At 67.4% G+C, this 23544-nt stretch carries 22 protein-coding genes; 7 read left to right on the top strand and 15 right to left on the bottom strand.

Annotation, left to right across the window (positions count from 1 at the left end; translation table 11 throughout):
* Positions 1 to 94 precede the first annotated feature (94 nt).
* The 11 genes from LV476_RS10135 to ubiA all read right to left on the bottom strand — a co-directional run bounded on the left by LV476_RS10135 (position 95) and on the right by ubiA (position 10827).
* Positions 95 to 1426, bottom strand: a complete 1332-nt coding sequence (locus LV476_RS10135) for a sensor histidine kinase (protein WP_250075781.1) — start codon at positions 1424 to 1426, stop codon at positions 95 to 97.
* Positions 1423 to 2091 (bottom strand): response regulator transcription factor, encoded by a 669-nt coding sequence (locus LV476_RS10130; RefSeq protein ID WP_250075778.1) that lies wholly within the window; start codon positions 2089 to 2091, stop codon positions 1423 to 1425. The genes LV476_RS10135 and LV476_RS10130 overlap by 4 nt, the downstream gene beginning before the upstream one ends.
* 27 nt (positions 2092 to 2118) lie before the next feature.
* On the bottom strand, positions 2119 to 2451 hold the full coding sequence (locus LV476_RS10125; protein WP_250075775.1) for a PepSY domain-containing protein: 333 nt from the start codon (positions 2449 to 2451) through the stop codon (positions 2119 to 2121).
* On the bottom strand, positions 2448 to 2750 hold the full coding sequence (locus LV476_RS10120) for a DUF3240 family protein (RefSeq protein ID WP_250075774.1): 303 nt from the start codon (positions 2748 to 2750) through the stop codon (positions 2448 to 2450). Before LV476_RS10120 ends, LV476_RS10125 begins: the two co-directional genes overlap by 4 nt.
* Positions 2747 to 5848, bottom strand: a complete 3102-nt coding sequence (locus tag LV476_RS10115; RefSeq protein WP_250076329.1) for an efflux RND transporter permease subunit — start codon at positions 5846 to 5848, stop codon at positions 2747 to 2749. The genes LV476_RS10120 and LV476_RS10115 overlap by 4 nt, the downstream gene beginning before the upstream one ends.
* Entirely contained in the window at positions 5848 to 6945 is a 1098-nt protein-coding gene (locus tag LV476_RS10110; protein ID WP_250075772.1) for an efflux RND transporter periplasmic adaptor subunit, read from the bottom strand. The genes LV476_RS10115 and LV476_RS10110 overlap by 1 nt, the downstream gene beginning before the upstream one ends.
* Positions 6942 to 8210, bottom strand: coding sequence for a TolC family protein (locus tag LV476_RS10105; RefSeq protein WP_250075771.1), 1269 nt, complete (start codon positions 8208 to 8210; stop codon positions 6942 to 6944). Before LV476_RS10105 ends, LV476_RS10110 begins: the two co-directional genes overlap by 4 nt.
* Before the next feature lie 86 nt (positions 8211 to 8296).
* Positions 8297 to 8635, bottom strand: a complete 339-nt coding sequence (locus LV476_RS10100; RefSeq protein WP_250075769.1) for a hypothetical protein — start codon at positions 8633 to 8635, stop codon at positions 8297 to 8299.
* 129 nt (positions 8636 to 8764) lie between these two features.
* The gene (locus LV476_RS10095) at positions 8765 to 9238 is read right to left on the bottom strand and encodes a c-type cytochrome (RefSeq protein WP_250075767.1); all 474 of its coding nucleotides are present in this window, start codon (positions 9236 to 9238) and stop codon (positions 8765 to 8767) included.
* Positions 9239 to 9360: 122 nt separating this feature from the next.
* A complete protein-coding gene (locus tag LV476_RS10090) occupies positions 9361 to 9858 on the bottom strand; it encodes a DsrE family protein (RefSeq protein ID WP_250075765.1) in 498 nt (165 codons plus the stop codon).
* A 108-nt stretch (positions 9859 to 9966) separates the two neighbouring features.
* Positions 9967 to 10827 (bottom strand): 4-hydroxybenzoate octaprenyltransferase, encoded by an 861-nt coding sequence (ubiA, locus tag LV476_RS10085; RefSeq protein ID WP_250075764.1) that lies wholly within the window; start codon positions 10825 to 10827, stop codon positions 9967 to 9969.
* Positions 10828 to 10934: 107 nt separating this feature from the next.
* Between ubiA and LV476_RS10080 the strand changes: the two genes are divergently transcribed.
* A complete protein-coding gene (locus LV476_RS10080) occupies positions 10935 to 11465 on the top strand; it encodes a gamma carbonic anhydrase family protein (RefSeq protein WP_250075763.1) in 531 nt (176 codons plus the stop codon).
* A gap of 13 nt (positions 11466 to 11478) precedes the next feature.
* On the opposite strand, the gene LV476_RS10075 is transcribed toward LV476_RS10080, so the two are convergent.
* On the bottom strand, positions 11479 to 12480 hold the full coding sequence (locus LV476_RS10075) for a metal ABC transporter substrate-binding protein (protein ID WP_250075762.1): 1002 nt from the start codon (positions 12478 to 12480) through the stop codon (positions 11479 to 11481).
* A 136-nt stretch (positions 12481 to 12616) separates the two neighbouring features.
* On the opposite strand from LV476_RS10075, the gene LV476_RS10070 reads away from it, so the two are divergent.
* Positions 12617 to 13288: a metal-dependent transcriptional regulator gene (locus LV476_RS10070; RefSeq protein WP_250075760.1), complete on the top strand. Its 672-nt coding sequence runs from the start codon at positions 12617 to 12619 to the stop codon at positions 13286 to 13288.
* Between the two features lie 12 nt (positions 13289 to 13300).
* On the opposite strand, the gene LV476_RS10065 is transcribed toward LV476_RS10070, so the two are convergent.
* Together LV476_RS10065 and uvrD are read right to left on the bottom strand one after the other, a co-directional pair.
* A complete protein-coding gene (locus LV476_RS10065) occupies positions 13301 to 14431 on the bottom strand; it encodes a TRAP transporter substrate-binding protein (protein WP_250075758.1) in 1131 nt (376 codons plus the stop codon).
* An 89-nt stretch (positions 14432 to 14520) separates the two neighbouring features.
* Positions 14521 to 16725, bottom strand: coding sequence for a DNA helicase II (uvrD, locus tag LV476_RS10060; protein ID WP_250075756.1), 2205 nt, complete (start codon positions 16723 to 16725; stop codon positions 14521 to 14523).
* A 111-nt stretch (positions 16726 to 16836) separates the two neighbouring features.
* On the opposite strand from uvrD, the gene LV476_RS10055 reads away from it, so the two are divergent.
* From LV476_RS10055 to LV476_RS10035, 5 genes are all read left to right on the top strand, one after another.
* Positions 16837 to 17634, top strand: a complete 798-nt coding sequence (locus LV476_RS10055) for an outer membrane lipoprotein-sorting protein (RefSeq protein WP_250075754.1) — start codon at positions 16837 to 16839, stop codon at positions 17632 to 17634.
* A gap of 3 nt (positions 17635 to 17637) precedes the next feature.
* Complete coding sequence (locus LV476_RS10050) at positions 17638 to 18948, top strand: ABC transporter permease (RefSeq protein WP_250075752.1); 1311 nt, start codon at positions 17638 to 17640, stop codon at positions 18946 to 18948.
* Positions 18948 to 20240: an ABC transporter permease gene (locus LV476_RS10045; RefSeq protein ID WP_250075751.1), complete on the top strand. Its 1293-nt coding sequence runs from the start codon at positions 18948 to 18950 to the stop codon at positions 20238 to 20240. Before LV476_RS10050 ends, LV476_RS10045 begins: the two co-directional genes overlap by 1 nt.
* A 73-nt stretch (positions 20241 to 20313) precedes the next feature.
* Entirely contained in the window at positions 20314 to 21024 is a 711-nt protein-coding gene (locus tag LV476_RS10040; RefSeq protein WP_250075750.1) for an ABC transporter ATP-binding protein, read from the top strand.
* A complete protein-coding gene (locus tag LV476_RS10035) occupies positions 20984 to 22225 on the top strand; it encodes a hypothetical protein (protein ID WP_250075748.1) in 1242 nt (413 codons plus the stop codon). The genes LV476_RS10040 and LV476_RS10035 overlap by 41 nt, the downstream gene beginning before the upstream one ends.
* A gap of 6 nt (positions 22226 to 22231) precedes the next feature.
* Here LV476_RS10035 and LV476_RS10030 read toward each other — a convergent pair whose 3' ends face one another.
* The gene (locus LV476_RS10030; RefSeq protein ID WP_250075746.1) at positions 22232 to 23536 is read right to left on the bottom strand and encodes a Glu/Leu/Phe/Val family dehydrogenase; all 1305 of its coding nucleotides are present in this window, start codon (positions 23534 to 23536) and stop codon (positions 22232 to 22234) included.
* Positions 23537 to 23544: the final 8 nt, after the last annotated feature.

Raw genomic sequence — 23544 nt, 5'->3', positions numbered from 1 at the left:
TGCCTCGACCAGGCGCCCTATCGCGACAAGCACGACGGACGAAACCGTATCACCACCGAAACGGACACCAGCGGCTGAATTCGACAACCCGGCTTCACGGCAGCCACACGTCGACCTGCAAACCGCCAAGCCGCACCGAACGAGAGAACGCCAGCCGGCCGCCATACAGTTCCACGATCTCCCGGACGATCGCCAGCCCAAGCCCGTGGCCGTCACGGGACTCGTCCAGACGGGTGCCACGCTCGGCCAGCGCGTCCAGCGACTGCGATGCCACCCCCGGCCCGTCATCGGCCACGCGGATGTGCCAGCCATCCTCGACCGGCTCGATCGACACCACCACCTCGGCCTGCGCCCACTTGGCGGCGTTATCGAGCAGATTGCCGAACAACTCGTACATGTCCTCGCGCTCGGCGCGCAATGCCACGTTCGCGGGCGCCTCGAGCCGACAGCTCAGGGCCTTGTCCGCGTGCAGGCGCTCGAACATGTGGAACAGGCGCGGCAGTTCGTGACCGAGATCGAACCGCTCGCCGGCACGCGCCTGGCCGGCCAGACGGGCCTGGCGCAGCTCCCGGTCCGTGATCCGGCGCATGCGCGTGACCGCCTCGTCGAGCGATTCGGCGTCGCGGGGATCGAGGCGATCGCGGATCCGCTGGCCAACCTGGTCGATCAGGGTCAGCGGCGTCTTGAGCGCGTGGGCGAGATTGCCCAGCGCCCGGCGCGAGCGGGCCAGTCGCCGCTGCGTCACCGCCTGCAGGTGATTGATCTCGTCGACCATCGGCAACAGCTCCGGCGGCACATCCCGGTCCAGCTGATCGATCTCGCCGCGTTCCAGCCGGCGACAGTCGGCCCGCACACGGTCCAGCGGCCGCAGACTCGAGCGCACAATCCAGCGCTGCAGGACCACCAGCGCGACCAGCAGCAGGACCGACACCACACCGAACTGCCAGCGGTAGGTCGAGATGCGCTGGTGCAACGCGCTCAGATCCTCGGCCACGTGCACCTCGATGGCGTGTCCGTCCTTGGTGATCCGGTCGACGTAGACCAGCAGATCCTGCTCCAGCGGCCCCTTGGCATGGTAGGTGGTCGGAAAGGTATCGACCGCCCGGGGCGTGAATTCGAAATCCCACAGCGAGCGGGACCGGATGTTCTGCCCGTCCACCCGCATGAGGAAATAGTGGCCCGAGTAGGGCCGGTCGTAGATCGGCGCGGCAAAATGCCCGGAGAGGGTCGCGTGGGGTTCGGTGGTATCGAGCCCCAACACGAGGTTCTCGGCGTCATGCGCCAGACGGTCGACCACGTAACCCTCGGTCAGCATCACCGGCGCCTTGGCGGTGACAACCCAGTAGAGCCCGAACAACGCGACCACGCTGGCGAGCAGCCACAGCGTCAGCCGGGTCTGGATGTGCCGGGGACGCAGCCGTTTCATGCCCCGCCCCGGTGGAAGACGTAACCCTGACCGCGGCGGGTCTCGATGTGCTCGCGGCCGATCTTGCGCCGCAGGCGTGTGACGTAGGCCTCGATCACGTTGCTGTCGCGCTCGTCGTCGAACTCGTAGAGGTGCTCGGCCAGGCGCGACTTCGACAGCACGTGTCCCGGGTGGTGCATGAAGTAACGCAACAGCCGAAACTCGGTACCGGTCAGCTCGACCGGTTCGCCGTCGACCGTGACCTGCTGACGCGCCTCGTCGAGGACCAGCGACTCGTTGCCGCCCAGCAGATCGGCCGGCTGTTCGGCGGCCCGACGGGCCAGCGCACGCAGCCGCGCGAACAGCTCCTCGACGTGGAACGGCTTGGCCAGGTAGTCGTCGGCCCCGGCCTCGAACCCCTCGACCTTCTCGAACCAGGCATCGCGGGCCGTTAAAAGCAGCACCGGCATGGTCAGTCCATCGCGGCGCCAGTCGCGCAACACGGCCAGGCCGTCACGGCCGGGCAGACCGATGTCGAGCACCACCACGTCGTAGATCCCCTCGCTACCGAGAAATGCCGCCTCGACGCCGTCGCTGGCCCAGTCGACCGCGTAGCCCTGCTCGCGCAGCTTGGCCTGCAGGTCCCGACCCAGAGCGGCATCATCCTCGGCGAGCAGCAGCCTCACGTCAGCCGCCCCCCGGCAGGCGGCAACTCAGTCGGACAGCTCGTCGAGGGGGCGGTCGTCGGCATCGGGCTCGTCATCCGCGTGCGTGGTAATCAGTCGCCCGTCGCGGGCGTCGAAGTACAGTTCATGATAGCGATCATCCTCGCCGTAGATGGTGATCTCGTAGACCAGCGACTGCTCATCGAGCTCGGCCTCCACCATCTGCCCCGGCTGGAGCGACTGCGCTTGGCCGATCAGCTCGACCAGCGAGACGATCTCGCCGCGCTGATGCAGCTCGTAGACCTGGTTGTGATCGGCCCATACCGACGGGGCGGCTCCCGCAACCAGGCCCAGCAACGCCATGATCGCCAGCCGCCTCACACGATCACTCCCGTTTCGATCATGGGCGTCAGCCAGTAGCGCAGCCCAAGCCCGGCCAACTCCTCGCGCATGGCGGCCAGCAGCGACTCGGCCTCCGCCTCGTCGATCTGCACATGGAACATCGCTCGGCGCTGCCGGCCGGTGACCTGTTCGACCAGGCTGAAGCTACCGTGCTCGCGGCTGTGGCCGTAGGCGGCCTGACCCGTGAACCCGGTGAGCTCCTCGCGTCCCAAAAGCCAGTCGATCACCACCTCCTCGACGTCGGGGCGGGCGATCAGCGTCAGCAGCATCGGTTTCATGACGAGGCCTCCGGGTCAGTGGCGGCGGACGAGCGCGGCTCGCCGAAGCGCCGGTAGAGGATGGGCAGCAGGATCAGGGTCAGCAGGGTGGAGGTTACCAGCCCGCCGATCACCACCGCCGCGAGCGGCCGCTGGATCTCCGAGCCCGGCCCGGTGGCGAACAGCAGGGGGATCAGGCCGAAGGCGGCGATCGAGGCGGTCATCAGCACCGGCCGCAGACGGCGCCTGGCGCCCTCGACCACCGTTTCGTGCATGGATAGACCCAGCGCGCGCAGCTGGTTGAAGTAGCTCACCAGCACCACCCCGTTGAGTACCGCGATACCCAAGAGTGCGATAAACCCGACCGAGGCTGGCACCGAAAGGTACTCGCCCGAGAACCACAGGCCGAAGACCCCGCCGATCAGCGCGAACGGGATATTCAGCAGCACCAGCGTGGCCTGGCGGATCGAGCCGAAGGTGGTGAACAGCAACAGGAAGATCAGACCGATCGAGACCGGCACCACCAGCCCGAGACGCTTGGCCGCGCGCTGCTGGTTCTCGAACTGCCCGCCCCAGGCGAGCCGGTAGCCCGCATCCAGGTCCACCGTCTCGCCCACGACCCGACGGGCGTCCTCGACGAAGCCCACGAGATCGCGCCCGGCGACGTTCGCGGCGATCACCACGAAGCGCTCGCCCAGTTCGCGCTCGACCTTGACCGGCCCCTCGACCCGCTCGATGCTCGCCAGCGCCGACAGCGGCAACTCGCGACCGTTGGGCAGGCTGATCAGCAGCTCGCGCATCGCCTCGGGCGAGCGGGCCGTCTCGCGGCTGCCGCGAATCATCAAGGGCGTGCGACGCATGCCCTCGTAGACCGTGCCGACGCGCTGGCCCTCGAGCTGCGCGCGCAGCAGGGACTCGAGCGACTCGATCGACATCCCCTGGCGACCGGCGGCCTGCCGGTCGACCTCGATCTTGAGGTACTGCACGCCCTCGTTGCGGGTGTAGAAGACGTCCGAGGCGCCGTCGATGCCGCGGACCGCCTCGGCGATCGCCTTGGCCTTGGTGTTGAGCACGTCGAGATCCGGACCGAACAGCTTGATCGCCAGATCGCCGCGCACGCCGGTGAGCATCTCGGAGACGCGCATCTCGATCGGCTGGGTGAAGGCGTGGGCAATGCCGGGGAAGTCGTCGAGCACGGCGCGGATCGCGTCGATCAGCTCTTCCTTGGTCTCGAAGCGCCACTCGTCGCGCGGCTTCAACACCAGGAAGCTGTCGGTCTCGTTCAGGCCCATCGGGTCCATGCCGAGCTCGTCGGAACCGGTGCGCGCGACCACGCCGGTGACCTCGGGCACGCGCTCGATCAGCGCCTGCTGGAAGCGCTTGTCGATGGCGATCGAGCGGTCGAGCGAGATCGACGGCAGCTTCTCCAGCTGCACGATCACGTCGCCCTCGTTCATCGTCGGCATGAAGATCTTGCCGATCTGGGTGTAGGCCGCGCCCGTCCCGCCGAGGGCGATCAGTGCCGCGGCACCGATCACCAGCGGATGGCGCAGCGACCAGGCCAGTGCCGGGGTGTAGATGCGTTGAAGCTGGCGAACCAACCAGGGCTCGTCGTGCGGCACGTTGCGCAGCAGGTACGAGCTGATCACCGGGATGGCGGTCAGCGAAAGCAGCAGGGAGCTGCCCAGGGCGAACACGATGGTCAAGGCCACCGGCTTGAACAGTTTACCTTCCAGCCCCTCCAGGGTGAGCAGCGGCAGGAACACGATCACGATGATCAGGATGCCGGAGGTCACCGGAGCGGCCACCTCGCGCACCGCGCGGTAGATCACGTGCAGGCGCGGCAGGCGTCGGGCTTCCCTTTCGCGCGCCAGATGGGCGACGACGTTCTCGACCACCACCACCGCCGCGTCGACCAGCATGCCGATCGCGATCGCCAGCCCGCCGAGGCTCATCAGGTTGGCCGACATGCCGACCCGACTCATGAGGATGAAGGTCACCAGTGCGGCCAGCGGCAGGATCAGCGCCACGGTCACCGCCGCGCGCAGGTTGCCGAGGAACACCACCAAGAGGATCAGCACCAGGACGATCGCCTCCTCGAGCGCCTTGGTGACGGTGTGCACCGCGCGGTCGACCAGGTGGGCCCGGTTGTAGAAGACATTGACCGAGACGCCCTCGGGCAGGGTCGGCGCCAGCTCGTCGAGCTTGGCCTCGACGCCGGCGACCACCTTGCGCGCGTTCGCCCCGCGCAGACCCAGCACCAGCCCCTCGACCGCCTCGGACTCACCGTCCTGGGTCACCGCGCCGTAGCGGGTCAGGCTGCCGATGCGCACGTCCGCCACGTCGGTGACGTGGATCGGCGCCCCGCCGGGGGTGGTGGCGACCACGGTCTCGCGCAGGTCGTCGAGGGTCATGACGCTGCCCTCGACGCGTACCAGCAGCGCCTCCTCGCCATCCTCGACCCGGCCGGCGCCATCATTACGGTTGTTGCGCGCCAGCGCCTCGCGCAGTTGCTCATAGGTGACGCCGCGGGCACTCATCCGCTCGGTGTTGGGCGTGACCTCGAAGGTGCGCACGTGACCGCCCAGCGAGTTGACCTCGGCGACGCCGGGCACGGTGCGCAGCGCCGGGCGGATCACCCAGTCGAGCAGCGAGCGACGTTCGGCGAGGGTCAGATCGCCGCCGTCGATCGTGAACATGAACATCTCGCCCAGCGGCGTGGTGATCGGCGCCATGCCGCCGGAGGCATCGGGCGGCAGGTCACCCCAGACGGCCGTCAGTCGCTCGGATACCTGCTGGCGCGCCCAGTAGATGTCGGTGCCCTCGGCAAAGTCGATCGTGATCGCCGTCAGCCCGTACTTGGCCACCGAGCGCAGCATCTTCTGGTCGGGGATGCCGAGCATCTCGACCTCCACCGGCGCGGTGATGCGCTGTTCGACCTCCTCGGGCGTCATCCCCGGCGCCTTGATGATCAGCTTGACCTGGGTGGTCGAGACGTCGGGAAAGGCATCGATCGGCAGGTTGAGGAAGGCGCGCGTTCCCAGTCCGGCGGCAAGCACCACCAGCAGCAGGACGAACAGGCGCTGCGTCAGCGAAAAGCGGACCAGGGCGGACAGCATCACTCACCGCCTCCCATGCCCTGCCAGGCACCCTTGATGGCCACCACGCCGGCGACCGCGACCCGGTCGTCCGCCGACAGCTCGGGACTGCGCACGGTCAGCACGTCGCCCGACTGGCCGAGCCGTTCGACCGGCACCGGGTCGAAGCCGCCGTCGGCGACACGGAAGACGAAGAAGCCGTCGCCCTCGCGCACCACCGCCGCCGACGGGACACGAAACAGGTTCGCCGCGTCGCTCTCGGCCAGGCGCACCCGCAGGAACTGGCCCGGGCGCAACTGGCCGGCGACGCCATCAATTTGCGCACGCACCATCACCGTCTGATCGTCGGTGGCGACCTGGCTGCCGATCAGGATCACCTCGGCCGAGCGATCGGTATCGACCACACGCACCGCCGAGCCGACCGACACGTCCGCCAACCGCTCGACCGGCAGGCGCACCTCCAGCCACAGGCTGTCCAGCGCGCTGATGCGGGCCAACCCGGAGGCCGCCTGCACGCGCTCGCCGGCCGCCGCCATCAGGTCCATCACCGTGCCCGCCTGCGGTGCAACGAGATCGAGTGCGGCATCGATCCGCTGGCTCGATGCCAGGGTGTCGATCGCCTCCTCGCCCATGCCGGCAAGTACCAGGCTCTGACGCAGGGCGGACAGTTGGGCGCGCGACTGCTCATAGGCCCCACGGGTCTCGTTGAGGCGGCGCTCGGCGATGATGCCCTCCTTCGCCAGTGCCCGGTCGCGCTCGAGGGCCTGGGCGGCGAGCCGATGCTCGGAGAGCGTCTTGAGGTAGTCGCGTTGCAGGTCGACCAAGCCGGGACTGCGCAGGCTGACGGCGGAGTCGCCTGCCGCGACCGCCTGCCCCTCGGCGACGTAGACGCGTTCGATCAGGCCGTCGACCGGCGCGGCGAGCACGGTCTGGTTGGCGGGTGGCACCCGTACCTCGGCCGGGTACGCGTGCCCGCCTGCCTCCTCGGCCGGCTCGACCATGGCAGTCTCGATCGCGAGCGCCTCGAGCTGCGATTCGGAAAGCGAAATCTCGGCCGCCTGCAGCGGCGGGACGATCATCAGGACGGACCAGACGGCCCCTCGGACGAAGCGTTTCACGGCATGACCCCCTTGGCCTGGTTGTAATCGGCGATGGCGCGCTTGAGATCGATCTCGCTCATGACCGCCTGGCGATGAGCGACCAGGTGGCGGCTCTGCACCCGTAGCAGGTCGACCAGACCGATCTCGCCCAGCGAGTAGGCCTTCTTCTGGATACGCAGATTCTCGGTAGCGAGCGACTCCTGATCGCGGGCGCGCTCGAGCTGGCCGCGAGCCGTCGTCAGCGCCTGGCGGGCCTGCTCGACGGCGAGCGCGGTGTCACGGCGCGCCTGGCGGAAACTCGCCTGCGCATCCGCCAGGTCGATGCCGGCCCGCGCCTCTTCAGGGGCGCGCAGGCGGGAGAGCGGGATGGGCAGCGACAGGGAAACGCCGACGCTGTCGATCGCATCGCGGCCGTCTTCCTCGCGGCGGAGATTGAAACCCACCGTCGGCTGCAGGCGGCCGCGTTCGCGGACCACGGCGCGCCCTGCCTGGGCGGTGCTCATCGCGGCACGAGCTGACTGCAATGCCGGATGCTGATCGAGCGCGGTGTCGTCGGACGGGGCTTCTCGCCAGGTCGCGGGACGTCTCTCGAGGCCGGTAAAGCGACGGTACTCGGCCACGACCTGGTCCCGTTGCAGGCGCGCCCGACGCAGATCCGCCTCGCGCTGAAGCGTGTCCTCGCGGGCGAGCAGGCGGTCGGTACGTGGCACGTCGCCGTATTCGACCCGCTTGCCCACCTGGGCCTGAAGATCGCGGGCCGTGGCGAGCGCCTGCCCGGCGAGGGTCACTTCTGCCTGGGCGGCGTCGAGGCGCGCGAGCAGATCGCGCACCCGACCGGCCACCTCGAGTCGCCACATGGCCGACTGGCCTTCGACCACCGAGCGCTGCCCCTCGGCCTGTCGCCGGGCCGCCTCTCGTAGCCCGGAGCGACGCAGCGGCAGCTCGATCGAGCTCTCCCATTCGCGCATGCCGGTGTCGCCGCCGAGCGCATCGGTCTGGTGGGAAAAACCGACGGTGGGCGCGTCATCGAGCACGCTCTGCGCCCGGTCGGCCATCGCATCGGCATGCTGAGATCGGGCCACCAGACGCTCGGCGTCAGGGCTGTGCGCGAGGGCAGCCTCGACCACCGAGGCGAGCGTCAGGTCGGCAGAATCAGGCAACGAGGTTGCCGAACGAGCATCGACCGGAACATCGGGCTGGGCGACGACCGGCCTGGCCACCAGCATCCCGGTCGCGACGAGGGTCACGACCAGGGCCGAGGGAAGGAGAAAACGGCGTTTCATGATCCATCTCCGTAAAGGCGATGGATGCATTCAAGCGAATCGATCTGAATTGAAGCTGAACGCGGCCGCTCAGCAAGGCGAACGTGTCAGTCGAGCAGCTCGACGCGGGTCGCCCCGCCGGGGCGTTCGATCACGAACATGGCCTCGCAGTATTCGGCCTGTTCGGCCATCGGGGTGGGATCGTTGTGACAGGCGCAACCGGCAACCACGCTCGCAAAGAACAGACCGGCATGGATGCGCAGGTGGTCGTCATCGACCTGAGTACCGATCACCATGGCCGAGAGGCCATCACCGTCGGCGACACTGCCTTGCGCCATGCCCTGTTGCAGGGGCAGCGCGTCCGGGGGGGTCGCGGCGAGCTCGTCCTTGAAGACGGATTCGATCTCGGCGGGACTGGCCTGTGCCGTACGGGGAAATCTCAGCATGCCGCCTCCACAATCAGGGACTGCCTAACCGGCCACGACCTTAGTCCATCGATCGGCTGGCCCGAACCTCCGAAACAAAAACAACCCGCCGTCGGCGGGTTGTCGAATGGCTACCCATGCATCGCGGGATCACTCGTCATCCTGGCGGAAGTCGTCGTGACAGGCCTTGCAACTCGAGCCGACGTCCTTGACCGCCGCGGCGAGTCGCGCCTTGTCGCCCGATTCCGCGGCTTTCTCCAGCTCGATCGCCGTTTCTTCGAACTCGGCCACCTTGTCGGCGAACTCGTCCGGCTTGTCCCAGACGTCGATCAGGGCGTTGGTCTCACCGGCCAGGGCATCCGTCCCCTCGGGGAACTCGTCCTTCACCAGCGTGCTCATCAGCTGCACCACATCGGCGTGCTTCTTCACCGCCGCCTCGTCGTACTCGATCTTGCCCTTCAGCATGTCGGCGATGGTGCTGAAGTGGTACTTGGTCACCTGCATCGCACCCTGCCGATAGTCGATGATCTCATCCGGGTCGGCGGCAAGCGCCGCGCCGGAGGCACCAATGGCACAAGCAATGACAACCGGCAGGAACCGGCCACCCAGGATACTGTTTTTCATGAGGAATCCTCCCTTTCACGTCGAACCGGGAATCGACCGACGCAACACACCGGTCCTCGGTAGCCGAGTCTAGACCGCGCGCAGTGTCCTGTTCAGAAAACAGGCTCCGGAATCCCCCATGTTCAGAACATCGTGATCGGATGATAGCCCTGTGCCTGCCAACCGATCATCGCCACAAAGCCATCGCCCGTCAGCTCCAGGCCGTCGAACAACGTGTCGTTGTCGACACCGAAAACATCGGTGGCCACCGCGCAAACCTGGAGGCGCACCCCGAGATCCGCCAGACGCGCGACCTCGGACTCGATCCGCATCAACGTCGCCGGATCAGCAACCTCCTCGCCGGCCTCGGTGGTCAGGAACTTGACCGTCGGGCCGATGAACACGATCACCAGATCCGGATCGAGCCCCTGGCGCACGAAATTCGCGTGGGTGCCCCGGATGATCTCGAGATAGAAGGCAGTCTTCTCCGCCTCGGTGAAGTCGATCTGGAAGACGCCCTTGGCTTTCTCCACCCCGTCGAGGGCAGCGGCGTCGTCAACGGGGGTGGCATGGACCACGAGAGGCATGACGAGCGCCAGCATGGCCGCGATCATGAGGGACAGGAGGCTGCGCGTGATCATGGGGAAACACTCCGTTTCGCTCGAAGGAGGCAAAGCCGGCGGGCGCCGAAAACGGCGATTTCATTAGCCAGCTAACGGAGTGTAGTCGGGCGACGGTCGCTTTTCGATTCAGAGAAAGCCGGCGACCAGAGCGAGCATCACCATCGCGCCGAAGACATTGTTGCGGCGGAAGGCGAGCACGCAATCGGCAAGCTCGCGGCTGCGGGCTGTACGCACGATCCAGACCGCGCTGACGGCCGCGATTGCCAGTCCGATGAAATAAGCCACTGCAAGATCGGCCATCATGCCGACGACGATCAGCCAGGCCAGGGTCCAGAGGTAGGAAAGGGACACGGCCACCAGGTCGAAGCGACCGAACAGGATCGCCGAGGACTTCACCCCGATCTTGAGATCGTCCGGGCGGTCGGCCATGGCGTAGAGGGTGTCGTAGGCGAGCGTCCAGCCGATATTCGCCAGCAGCAGCACCCAGGCCACGGCCGGGACGTGACCGAGGTGCGCGGCGAATGCCATCGGAATGGCCCAGCCGAAGGCCAGTCCCAGATGCACCTGCGGCAGGTGATGGAAGCGCTTGCCGAACGGGTAGGTGGCCGCCAGGATCACCGCCACCACCGACAGGGCGATGGTGGTGGCATTGAGCTGCAACACAAGCAGGAAGGAGACACCCACCAACACCGCGAACACGCCCAGCGCCTCGCGCGCCGTGATCCGCCCGGTGGCCAGCGGACGTCCCTTGGTGCGTGTGACATGACCGTCGACATGCCGGTCGGCGAAGTCATTGATCGCGCAGCCGGCCGAGCGCATCGCGATCACGCCCAGGGTGAAGATCAGGAAGATGAACAGGTCCGGTCGACCGGCACCGGCTACCCACAGCGCCCAGTAGGTGGGCCACAGCAAGAGGAAGATGCCCACGGGCCGGTCGAGCCGGGTCAGGGCGAGATAGGCGCGGGTTTTCTCGGCGATCAGCGACACGGACTAAGGCCTGTTGCAAGACGGTTGGGTCAGCCGGTCGGCCCCGGGCATTCCGCTACGGTAGAATGCGCGGCATCGACCGCAAGACCGAATTCGAGGATCCCCGCATGATACGCAATTTCCAGGCAAAGCTCCCGACACTGGCGGAAGACTGCTGGGTCGATCCGACCGCCGTGGTGATCGGTGACGTGGTGCTCGAGGAAGGCGTCTCGGTGTGGCCGAACGCGGTGCTGCGCGGCGACGTCCAGCAGATTCGCGCTGGCCGACTGACCAACCTGCAGGACGGCGTCATCGTGCACGTCAACCAGCCCTCGGCCAGTCACCCCCAAGGTATGCCGTGTCGCATCGGCGAGGAGGTCACCGTCGGCCACCGCGCCATCCTGCACGCCTGCACCATCGGCAATCGCGTTCTGGTGGGCATGGGCGCGATCGTGATGGACGACGTGGTGGTCGAGGACGAGGTGATCATCGCTGCCGGCAGCGTGGTGTCGCCGGGCAAGACGCTCGAGAGCGGGCACCTGTACGTCGGCGCACCGGCCCGCAAGATCCGCCCCCTGAGCGACGAGGAGCGCGAGCACCTGGCCGAATCGGCACGCTTCTACCGTGAACTGGCACAGGATCACCGCGGCAGCGACTGATCCCGCCGCGTTTCTACTCGGCCAGTTCCGGCGACTCCTGGCCGGCAGCCGGCAACGGCTTCAGGCCCAGGAGAATCGAACTGACGTTCTGCCGGAACAGGCCGATGTAGGTCCCGGTGGGCAGGTTCGCATCCCCCAGCCACAGGCCGTTGAGCTCCTCGGCCATCCCGACGGACTCGGGAATATCCTCGCCGCGATGTGACTCCAGCCACGATTTGATCGCACCGTCGCCGACACCGGCCACACGGAAGACGTTGGGCGTCTGATTGCGATTGATCTGCTCGATCGCCTTCTTGCTGTCGGCCTCCTTCGTCACGTCCAGCAACTGGAAGTAGTAGCCCTTGGCGAAATAGGCGAACACGTCGTTGTCCGTGACCAGCAGCCGCTCGCCACGTGGGACATCCTCCATCAGCCCCTCGGTCTCGCGCTCGAGCGACTGCAACTCGATATTGACGCGCAGGCGATTGCCCTCGATCTCGCCGGCCACCGACTCGAGACGCTTCTTGAGACGGGTGGTCAGGTGATCGACTGCGAACTGCAGCAACGCCGGCGAGAGATAGGTGTGCGGATTGACGTTGCCCGCATCGTCCTCGATCAGGCGAAAGTCCGGGATGCGATCGGTCAGCACCACCCGATCGCCCTCATCGCGCTGCTCGGCCGCCTGGATGAATTCCGGCATCAGGCCCAATCCCTGGTAGACCACCAGGTCCGCCTGACGGATCGCCTCACGATCGGAATCGCTCAGCTCGAGGCCGAGGGGCGATTCGCCGATCTCGGCGATCGACTCGACCTGGACGAAGTTTTCCGCCAGGTCACGGACGAGTTGCGCGCTGATGGTGGTGTCAGCGACCACGACGAGCGGCTCGACATCGCGCTCGCCGCCGGCATACTGCAGCACTTCGTCCTGGGCCTGCACCGTTCCGACGGAAACGATGGTCAGCAGGGTGAACACGATGCCCCGCCAGAGGCTCTGGCGAGTCGGATGACGGTGACAGCTACCGGGATCAGTCTGCACAGCGGGCCTCTTCAATGGCTCGAGAAGGAATGGCGGATGGTAGAAAGCGCGGCGGACCGGTGCAAGCACGGAGACCATGCCGACCGCGCCGGTAGCCATGCTACCGTAAGACCGACACCCGCTATCGGACCCACGCATGGCAAGTACCGCGTACGAGGACTATCTCAAGGCCATCTTCAAGCTGGCCGAACAATCTCCCGAGCCGGCCGTGACCACCTCGGCGATCGCCGACCGGCTCGGCATCGCACGCGCCTCGGTCACCGCCATGCTCAAGCGCCTGCACGCCGACGGCCTGATCCACTACGCCCGTTACCAGGGCGCGACACTGACCGACGCCGGCTGGACCATCGCGGTGGACATGATCCGGCGCCACCGGGTGATCGAGACCTTCCTCGCCCAGGACCTCAAGCTGCCGCTGGCCGAGGTCGATGCCGAGGCCGAGATCCTCGAGCACGCCTTTTCCAGCCGCCTGATCGACCGTCTGTGGGACCATCTCGGCCGGCCCGAGTTCGACCCGCACGGCGCGCCGATCCCGGCCCCCGACGAGGCACCGGTCGAGCGCCGCCAGATGATCGCGCTGAGCGATCTGGCCATCGATGAGGGGGCGACCGTGGTCCGGCTGGCTGCAGGCAACGCCGCCGACCTGCGCCGGCTGACCCAGCTCGGCCTGCTGCCCGGCCAGTTCGTCCGCCGTCGCGCCAGCCAGCCGGGCTCGGCCGACGTGGTGGTCACCATCGGCCGCCACGAGCGCCCGCTGGCCGCCAGCCTGGCCGAGCGGGTCTGGACGATCCGCGCGGCCAGCGACTAGGCAGGGCCTGCCTCAGGTGCCCAGGAAGCGGTTACGCGCCTTGAGATAGGTGAACTCGGAGCCCTCGGTCCACTCGGCGACGTCGCGGCGATAAGCCTTGAGCGAATCGAACACCTTCTTGGCGAAGGCATCCTCGGCCGTGATCTCGGCCAGCACCTCGTTGGAGGTCTCGAACAGCGCCTGCATGATCTCGTCGGAGAAGTAGCGCAGCTCGACGCCGTGCTCCTCGGTCAGGGTCTTCAATGCCTGGTTGTTGCGGGCGGTGAACTCGGCCAGCATCTCGCCGGCCGCCATCTTGATCGCCCCTTCCACGATCTGCTGCAGGTCCTCGGGCAGTGCCTCGAAGGCCTCCTGGTTGATCAGCGCCTCCATGGTCGCCGACGGCTCCTGCCAGCCCGGCGCGTAGTAGTACTTGGCCGCGCGGTGGAAACCGAACGCGAGATCGTTGAACGGCCCGACCCACTCGGCGGCATCGATGGTGCCGTCGTTCAGCGCCTGGAACAGCTCGCCGCCCGGCGTGTTGACCACGGAGACGTCCAGCCGGCGCAGCACCTCGCCGCCGATACCCGGCAGGCGCATCTTCAGCCCCTTGAAGTCGTCGAGCGAGTCGATCGGCTTGCGGAACCAGCCGCCCATCTGCGGGCCGGTGTTGCCGGCCGGACGCGGGATGATGCCGTGCGGGGCGTACAGCTCCTCCCACAACTTGATGCCGTCACCGTGGTAGAGCCAGCCGTTCATCTCGTCGGCGACCAGGCCGAAGGGGAAGGCGGCGAAGAACGCGGCGGCCGGCATCTTGCCCTGCCAGTAGTACGCCGCGCCGTGACCCATCTCGGCGGTGCCCGCCTTAACCGCGTCGAATACCTCGAGGGCCGGGACGATCTCGCCGGCGCCATAGACGTCGACCACCAGCCGACCGCCGGACATCTGGTTGATGTACTTGGCGATATTGTTCGCGCCGGTGCCCAGGCCCGGGAAGTTCTTCGGCCAGGTGGTGACCATCTTCCACTTGATCGGGTCGGCGGCAGTCGGGCCGCTCGCCTCACCGGCGGCCGACGATTCGCTCTGCTCGTTGTTGCAGCCGGTCAGGGCGGTGGCGGCAATGCCGGCGGCGCCGGCCCAGGTGAGAAACTCGCGCCGTTTCATGGCAGGACTCCTTTGCTTGTGTTCTCGGGGCGTTGTTCTTCGTTAACGCGTCATTCAAGGCCGAACGCGGGCAAATCGCAACCCGGCGATCAGGCCGGCTGCAGGTTGGCGTAGGACAGGATGAGCCACTTGGTGCCATGCTGGCCGAAGTTGACCTGTACCCGGGCGGTCGCCCCGGCGCCCTCGCAGTCGAGGATGGTGCCTTCGCCGAACTTGGCGTGACGGACGTTCTGGCCGATCTCGAAGCCGGTCTCGTTCTGCTTGTGGGTGCGCGGGGCCGGCTCGCCCTCGCGCCGGCGCGGACCGAAGGCATCAGCCGCACGAGTCGCCCGCGGACGGACCTCCTCGACCAGCTCCGGCGGCAACTCGCCGAGAAAGCGCGACGGCATCGGGAAGATCTGCTTGCCGTGCAGGCGCCGCGACTCGGCGCAGGTGATGGTCAGCTGCTGCTCGGCACGGGTGATGCCGACGTAGCAGAGCCGGCGTTCCTCCTCGAGACGTCCCGGCTCGTCGATCGACATCTGGTGCGGGAACAGCCCCTCCTCGACCCCGACCAGGAACACCTGCGGGAACTCGAGCCCCTTGGCCGCGTGCAGGGTCATCATCTGCACGCAGTCCTCCCAGGCCGCGCCCTGCGCCTCGCCGGCCTCGAGGCTCGCATGGGCGAGGAAGGCCTCGATCTCGCTCATCTCCTCGTCGGTGTTTCGCTCCATGACGAAGCCGCGCCCGGCGCTAACCAGCTCGTCGAGGTTCTCGATCTTCGCCTCGCCGCGCTCGCGGTCGCGGTCCTTCTCGAACAGCGCGCGCAGTCCGCTCTTCTCGATGGTCTTCTCGATCCGCTCGCCAAGCTCGTCGTTGATCGTCTGCTGATCGATCGCCTCGATCAGGGTCATGAACTGCCGCAACGCCCCGCCGGCGCGGGCGGACAGGCGGTTTTCCGCCAGCAGGATCAGCGCGGCGTCCCACAACGAGGCGCCCTGTTCGCGGGCCGCTTGGCGCACCTCGTTGAGCGTCTTGTCACCGATGCCGCGCGCCGGGCGATTGACGATGCGGTCGAAGGAGGTGTCGTCGTGGCGGTTGGCGACGAGCTTGAGATATGCGAGCGCGTCGCGGATCTCGGCGCGCTCGAAGAAGCGCAGTCCGCCGTAGATGCGGTACGGCATGCCCTCGCGGATCAGGGCTTCTTCCAGGAGGCGCGACTGGGCGTTCGATCGGTACAGCACCGCGCAATCGGCCCGGTCGTGACCCTCGCGCACCGCCGTGGCGATCTGCTCGACCACGAAGTTCGCCTCGTCCTGGTCGTTGAAGGCGCGGTAGAAGCGGATCGGCGCACCGTGGTCGCCCTCGGTCCAGAGGTTCTTGCCCAGACGCCCCTGATTCCGCGCGATGACGCTGTTGGCCGCCTCGAGGATAGTGCGCGTCGAGCGGTAGTTCTGCTCCAGGCGCACCAGGTGGGTGTTGGGGAAGTCGCGCGAGAAGTGCTGGATGTGCTCGACCTTCGCCCCCCGCCAGCCGTAGATCGACTGGTCGTCGTCGCCGACGGCAAAGATGCCGTTGTCCTCGCCCACCAGCAGGCGCGCCCAGGCGTACTGCAGGGCGTTGGTGTCCTGGAACTCGTCGATCAGGATCTGGCGGAAACGCCGCTGGTAGTGGGCGCGCAGGGCATCGTTGCCGCGCAAAAGCTCGGTGGCGCGCAGCAGCAGCTCGGTGAAATCGACCAGCCCGCTGCGCTCGCAGACGCGCTCGTAGGCCTTGTAGATCACGATCACCTGGTCGCGGATCGGGTCGTCGCCCGGCACCACGTGCCGCGCCCGCAGCCCGTCTTCCTTGAAGCCGTTGAGCATGGAGGCGACCAGCCGTGGCGGGAAACGGTTCTCGTCGAGCTCCGCCTCGCGGATCAGGCGCTTGACCAGTCGCAGCTGGTCGTCGGCGTCGATGATCTGGAAGCCCTCGGGCAGACCCGCCTCGCGGGCGTGCTGGCGAAGCAGGCGGTGCGACAGGCCGTGGAAGGTGCCGACCCACATGCCGTCGACACCACGCGGGCCGAGCTCCTGGCCGTCGAGCAGCGAGCCCAGCCGGCCGCGCATCTCGCCGGCGGCCTTGTTGGTGAAGGTCACGGCCAGCAGCGAATAGGGCGAGATGCCCTGCTCGGCCACCAGCCAGGCCATGCGATGGGTGAGCACGCGGGTCTTGCCCGAGCCGGCCCCGGCGAGCACCAGGGTGGCCAGCGACGGGCTGGTCACCGCCTCGCGCTGGGCGGCATTGAGCGGGTCGAGAATCGGATCATTGGACATGCGGACATTGTACCGAATCCGGCCCCGCACCGATGCCCCTGCCGGCGCGCACCGGATGGTGCTAGCCTTGGCTATATCCCGTGGAAAAAACGGGACCGGAGGGACCCCGCCATGCCGACCACCTTGCCTGTTTCCAGCCGCCTGATCGCCCGGGTGATTGCCCGAGTGATTGCCTTGGGGCTGGGCGCCCTGCTGCTTGTCGCCACCGCCCCGGCGCAGGCCATCACCGTCGACGAGCTGGTCCACCACATCGACCGGCTCTGGCACGGCGAGACCTCCAGGGCGACCATGACCATGGCGGTCAAGACGCAACGCTACCAGCGCGAGATGCAGCTCGAGGCCTGGTCGCTGGGCAAGGACTACTCGCTGGTGGTGATCGAGAAGCCGATCAAGGACCGCGGCATCGCCACCCTCAAAGTCGAGGAGAACATCTGGAACTACCTGCCCAAGATCGACCGGGTCACCAAGATCCCCTCGAGCATGATGTCCGGCTCCTGGATGGGCAGTCACTTCACCAACGACGACCTGGTACGCGAGAGCTACTTCGAGGACGACTACGAGAGCGCCATCAGCTTCGAGGGCGAGCGCGACGGTCGGCGCATCTACGAACTGACCGCCATCCCCCGCCCCGAGGCACCGGTGGTCTGGGGGCGGGTCGTACTGGAAATCGACCAGGACACGCTCGCCCCGATCACCAGTCGCTACTATGACGAGGCCGGCGAGCTGGTGCGCACCATGACCTTCGACAAGGTCGAGCAGATCGACAACCGCGCCGTGCCCATGCGCCTGACACTGCAACCGGAGGACAAGCCGACCGAATCGACGGTGATCACCTACCAGGACATCACCTTCGGCGTACCGATCGAACGCTCGTTCTTCTCGCTGCAGAACCTCGAACGCCGGCGCTGACCCATGACCCATCCGCTGGCCCACGGCTCTGCCCTTACCCGCCTGCCCCTGCTGGCATTCGTAGCCTGGCGCAACCTGTGGCGCAACCCGATCCGCAGCAGCCTGACCATCTCGGCGCTCGCCGGCGGGCTGGTCATGGTGATCCTCTACTCGGCCCTGCTCGAGGGCATGGTCGACCAGATGATCGCCTCGGCCACCGAGCGCACCACCGGCCACATCCAGATCCAGCGCGACGCCTTCATCGACGACCGGGACCTCTACGCGACACTGCCGAACGACTGGGCCGCGAGCCTCGAGGCACAGGTCGACGGGATCCATACCGCCCCGCGCCTGTATGCCGCCGGCCTGGCCAGTTCGCAGCAGACCTCCTACGGGGTGATGATCGAGGCGGTCGAGCCAGCCCGCGAACGCAGCGTCACCACGGTGCTCGACCACCTGCGCGCCGGCACGGCAAGCATCGACCGGATGACTGACGACGACCGCCCCCGCCACCAGGTGCTGGTCGGCGCGCAACTGGCCAAGAACATGCAGCTCGAACCGGGCAGCGAACTGGTGCTGGTCACCCAGGCGGCCGACGGCAGCATCGGCAACGACCTCTACCGGGTCGCCGGGGTCTTGAAGCCCCTGACGCCGGACTTCGACCGCATGGGCGTGCTGATGTCGATCACCGCCTACCGCGACCTGATGTACCTGGACGAGGGCGTGCACGAACTGGCCGTGCGTGTCGATCAGCCCAATCAACTGGCCGAGACGCAGCAGCGCATCCGACAGATGGTCGACCGGCAGGTCGACGCCCGCCCGCTCGACGAGCTCGGCGGGCCGGCCGCGGTGCGCAACTGGCGCGAGATCAACCCGGCGGTGGCCGACATGCTCGCCCTGAGCGAGACCATGCTGCTGATCATCGGCCTGATCGTGATCTCGCTCGCCTCGATGGGCGTGCTCAACACCATGCTGATGGCCATCCACGAGCGGACCCACGAGTTCGGCATCCTGCTGGCCATCGGCATGAAGCGCCGCTGGCTGTTGGCCATGGTGCTGTGCGAATCGTTCTTCCTGTCGCTAGTGGCCATGGCAGTCGGCGTGGCCGGCGGTCTCGGCGTGGTGGCGTGGCTGGGCGAGGACGGCATCGACTTCTCGGCCGCCCTGCCCGACGGCTACGACTGGGCCGGCATGGTGTTCGACCCGGTCATTCCGCTGCACCTGGTGGCCGGCCACGTGGCCGATGCCGCCGGACTGATGATCCTCATCACCCTGATCGCCGCCCTGATCCCGTCCTGGCGTATCACGCGACTGAAGCCGGCGGAGGTGCTGTGATGGAGGAATCCGTGCCCACCCTCCACCACGGACGGCTTCCGGCGCGCATGCTGCTGAGGCTGGCCTGGCGCAATATCTGGCGGCACCGGCGGCGGACATTGATCACGCTGGCCTCGATCGCCGTCGGCTTCGGCCTGGCGGTACTGCTGATCGGGCTGGAGGACGGCAGCCACAACTCGATGGTGCGCAACGCGATCAAGCTAGGCGAGGGCCACCTCACGGTGCAGCCGGCCGGCTACCTCGCCGCCCCGGCGAACCACAAGTACCTGGCCGACGGCCGCGCGATCGCCAGCACCCTCGATCGACAGGCCGTCCCCGGCGAGATCGACCCGCGCATCTCGCTGCAGGTACTGGCCAGCAGCGCGCGCAACTCGCTGGGTGCGGCCTTCGAAGGTATCGACCCCACCCACGACCGGCGCCGCGACATCCTCGCGCCACGGCTGGTCGAGGGCGAGTGGCTCGCGACCGGGGATGGCCGCGGCATCGTGATCGGCGACGGCATGGCCGACCGACTCAAGGTCGACCTCGGCGGCAAGGTGGTCCTGATGGCCGGCGACCGTCAGGGCGACACCCAGGCACAGCTCGCCCGGGTACGCGGCGTCTTCGATTCGGGCGTCGACGAACTCGACGACTATCTCGTGCTCGGCGATATCTCGCTGGCACGCCAGTTCCTGATCGGTGAGGGGGCAGATGCCGATGCGCTTCCCGTCACGCGCTTTGCGATCTTCCTCGACGACGACGCCACGATGGCGGAGTGGAAGCACCGGCTCGACCAGGCGGTAGGCACCGCCTCGATCGCGGTGCTCGACTGGCGCGAAATGATGCCGCAGCTAGTGCAATTCATCCTGATAGACGATGCCGGCAACTACATCTTCCTGACGCTGATCCTGATCATGGTCGTGTTCGGCATCCTGAACACCGTGCTGATGAGCGTGCTCGAACGCAGCCGCGAGTTCGGCCTGCTGCGAGCCTTGGGCATCGGACGGACCCAGTTGTTGCTGCTGGTCTGCTGCGAATCGCTACTGCTGGCGCTGCTCGCGGTGGCGGCCGGCTGGGTGGTCGGCGGCGGAGTCCACCTGTGGTTCTCGCACTATGGCCTTGATCTCTCCGGCCTGATGGACGAGGGCACGTCCCTGATGGGCACCTTCATCGACCCGGTGATCCATACCGAGCTGTCGCTCGCGCGGGTCGCCCAGCTGACGGGCATCGTCTTCGGCGCCACGCTGATCAGCGGGATCTACCCGGCGATCAAGGCATCGCGGGTCACGCCGGTCGAGGCGCTGCGCACATGATGGGTACCTCGAAAAACCTACTGCGCTCGCTACGGTTCTTCGAGGCACCCGTTAGCAAATGGAGTATCGATTCATGTCATTGCTGAAACTCGAAGGCATCGCCAAGCGCTACCGGCAGGGCGAGACCACGGTCCACGCGCTGGCCGACATCGACCTTGACGTCGAAGCGGGCGAATTCGCCGCACTGGTGGGACCGTCGGGGTCGGGCAAGACCACCCTGCTCAACGTGATCGGCGGACTGGATGCGCCCAGCGAGGGACGGGTGTGGCTGCACGACACCGAGATGACCGCCCTGCCCGAGGCACGGCTGTCCGGCTTCCGCCTGTTCGAGCTCGGCTTCGTCTTCCAGGCCTACAACCTGGTTCCGGTCCTGAGCGCGCTAGAGAACGTCGAGCTGGTGATGGTGCTGCAGGGGCGTCCGGCTGGCGAGCGGCGCGAGCGGGCCGAACACTACCTCGAGCTGGTCGGCCTGAAGACGATGATGCGCCGCCGTCCGTCGGCCCTGAGCGGCGGCCAGCAGCAGCGAGTGGCGGTGGCCCGGGCCCTGGCGGCCGGTCCAAGGCTGGTACTCGCCGACGAACCCACCGCCAACCTCGACTCGGAGAACGCCACCGCCCTGCTCGACATCATGCATCGCCTCTCCCACGAGGAGGGCACCACCTTCCTGTTCTCCACCCACGACGTGCGCGTGATGGAGCGTGCCGAACGGATCATCAAGCTGCGAGACGGACGCATCGTCAGTGATGAACGCATCGAAACCGAGCACCCGGCCGACCTGGCTTAGCCTGCACGGGCCATTCGCGGGACTTGCTCTCGCGCTTTCCCTGTCGCCGGCGGGAGCGGCCGATCTCACCGCGCGCACCGCCGTGCTCGGCACGATCGCCCACCCGAACAGTGGTGATCTCGCCGCCGATCAGGACTGGCCGAATGCCGACCAGCAGAGCCTGCGGCTGATGCTCGATGACGTCACCGAGATCGGCGATTGGTCGCTGCACGTGAAGACCCGCCGCCTGCACAGCAATGGTCTGCCCCTCGATGCCACGGCAACCGCCGACCGGTTTCGCTACCGGCCGCTGTCGCAGGACTGGATCGACCGCGGCCACCCCAACGATGGCACCCGGGTCGGCTACGAACTCGACCGCGCCGTCTATCGCTGGCGGCACGATGATCTGGCGTTCTCGGTCGGCCGCCAGCCGATCGACTGGGGTGCCGGGCGATTCTGGCAACCCTTGAACGTCTTCGGCGCCTTCACCCCTACCGATCTCGACACCGACTTCAAGCCCGGCATCGATGCGGCCGTATTCGACTGGTACCCCGGCCCCTTGTCCGCGCTGACGCTTGCCTACGTGCTCTCGCCGCAGGATGAATCGACCGAAGACAGCGTCGTGCTGCACTACCGACGGCAGCTCGGCAACGGCATGGCACTCGCCACGCTTGCCGGACGGGTCCGGGAGGCGAACGTCATCGGCGCGAGTCTGGAGGGCGATCTCGGCGGGATGGGCTGGCGTGTGGAGGCGACACGGCACGGTGCGGGCGAGGATCGAGACGACTACCTGTTCTGGGTCGCCGGTGTCGACTATCAGCTCGACGACGGTACGCTCCTAATCGCCGAGTGGTACGACAACGGGGCGGGAGCCGGGCAGACCGACACCCTGCCGGGGCTCACCGCCGCAGACGGGGTCACTCCCGGCCTCGTTCCTCACCTTGGCCGGCAGGTGCTCGGGGTCGGAGCGGAAAAGGATCTGACACCGCTGCTGCGCGGCAGCTACACCCTGCTGGCCAGCCCGCTGCGGACCGACCAGGGAGATCGGCAGTCGTCACTGCTGCACCAGCTGAACCTGACCTGGTCACTGAGCAACGAGTCCGACCTGCTGGTCTCGCTGCTGTTCGCCTCCGGGCGGGGGCTCGCCGACGATGGCCGGCCGCGCTCGGAATTCGGCCACGTGCCGGCGAGCCTCACCGTCCGCTGGCGCCACTATTTCTAAGCAGGCTCAGGGGCCGGTATCGCCGCAGAAGTAGCGTTCGGTGCCCAACCCGTCCATGGCCATGGCGATGCGCTCGATGCCCTGGCGGTAGGCCGCCGAACGCAGCGTCTCGCTTTCGGTTGCCGCCCGCTCGAAGACCAGATCGGCCTGCTCGCCCAAGCGCTCGGCCAGACGGCGCTCGACCTCCTCCTCGGACCAGTAGTCGCCCATGCGGTTCTGCACCCACTCGAGGTGGCTGACGATCACCCCGCCGCTGTTTGCCAGCACGTCGGGGATGATGTCCACGCCCCGCGCCGAGAGCTTGCGGTCCGCCGCGTGGTTGATCGGGCCGTTGGCGATCTCGAGGATGGTCGACGCCCGGATCGAGTCGACGTTCTTTTCGGTGATCGCGTTTTCCAGGGCGGCGAGCACGAGCACGTCGACATCCATCGCCAGCAGCTCCTCGTTGCTGAACTTGTCGACCTCCACCTCGGCACAGACCGAATCCTCGCAGTACACTCCGCCGGACAGATCCATGGACTCGCGCTTTCGCTCCCAGATGGACAGCGGATCGAGCCCCTCCTCGCGATAGATCGCCCCGCGCGAATCGGCGACGGCCACCACGCGGTAGCCGGCATCGTGGGCGAGGCGCGCGAAATGGAAGCCGGCGTTGCCGAACCCCTGCACGGCCACGCGCGGGCGCTGATCGCCGCGGCCGTGCCGCCGCTCCCAGATATTGAGCACCTGGAGCGCCCCGCGACCCGTGGCCGCCGTGCGACCGAGCGACCCGCCATGACCGGGCGGCTTGCCCGTGATCACGCCGCGCTGGTGGCGCCCGGCGGCCTGGCGATACTCGTCGGCCATCCAGCCCATGATGGTCTCGTTGGTGTTGACATCAGGGGCCGGGATATCGCGGTCCGGACCCAGCACATCGATCAACGCGCGGATGTAGCCGCGCGAGACCCGCTCGAGCTCCAGGCGTGACAGTTGCTTGGGATCACAGCACACGCCACCCTTGGCGCCGCCGAAGGGCAGATCGACCACCGCGCATTTCACGGCCATCCAGAAGCTGAGGGCCGCAACCTCGTCGCCGGTGACGCTAGGATGAAAACGGATGCCGCCCTTGCCGGGCCCGCGGGTGTTGTCGTAGAGCGACCGCCAGCCGGTAAAAACCTTCAGCGAACCGTCGTCCATGCGCAACGGAATCTCAACCTCGACCATCCGGTTGGGCTGGGACAGTCGCCGGCGCGCATCCTCCGAGATGCGCTCGTCGTCCATCAGCGGCTTGAGATTCGCCAGCGCATCAGCCAGCAGACCCCCGTTCGTCGTCATGATCGCTC

Source organism: Guyparkeria hydrothermalis, assembly GCF_023555385.1.
In the GTDB taxonomy this organism is placed as follows: domain Bacteria; phylum Pseudomonadota; class Gammaproteobacteria; order Halothiobacillales; family Halothiobacillaceae; genus Guyparkeria; species Guyparkeria hydrothermalis_A.
The sequence above is the reverse complement of the archived record's forward strand: the minus strand, read 5'-3'. Positions and strand labels throughout refer to the sequence as shown.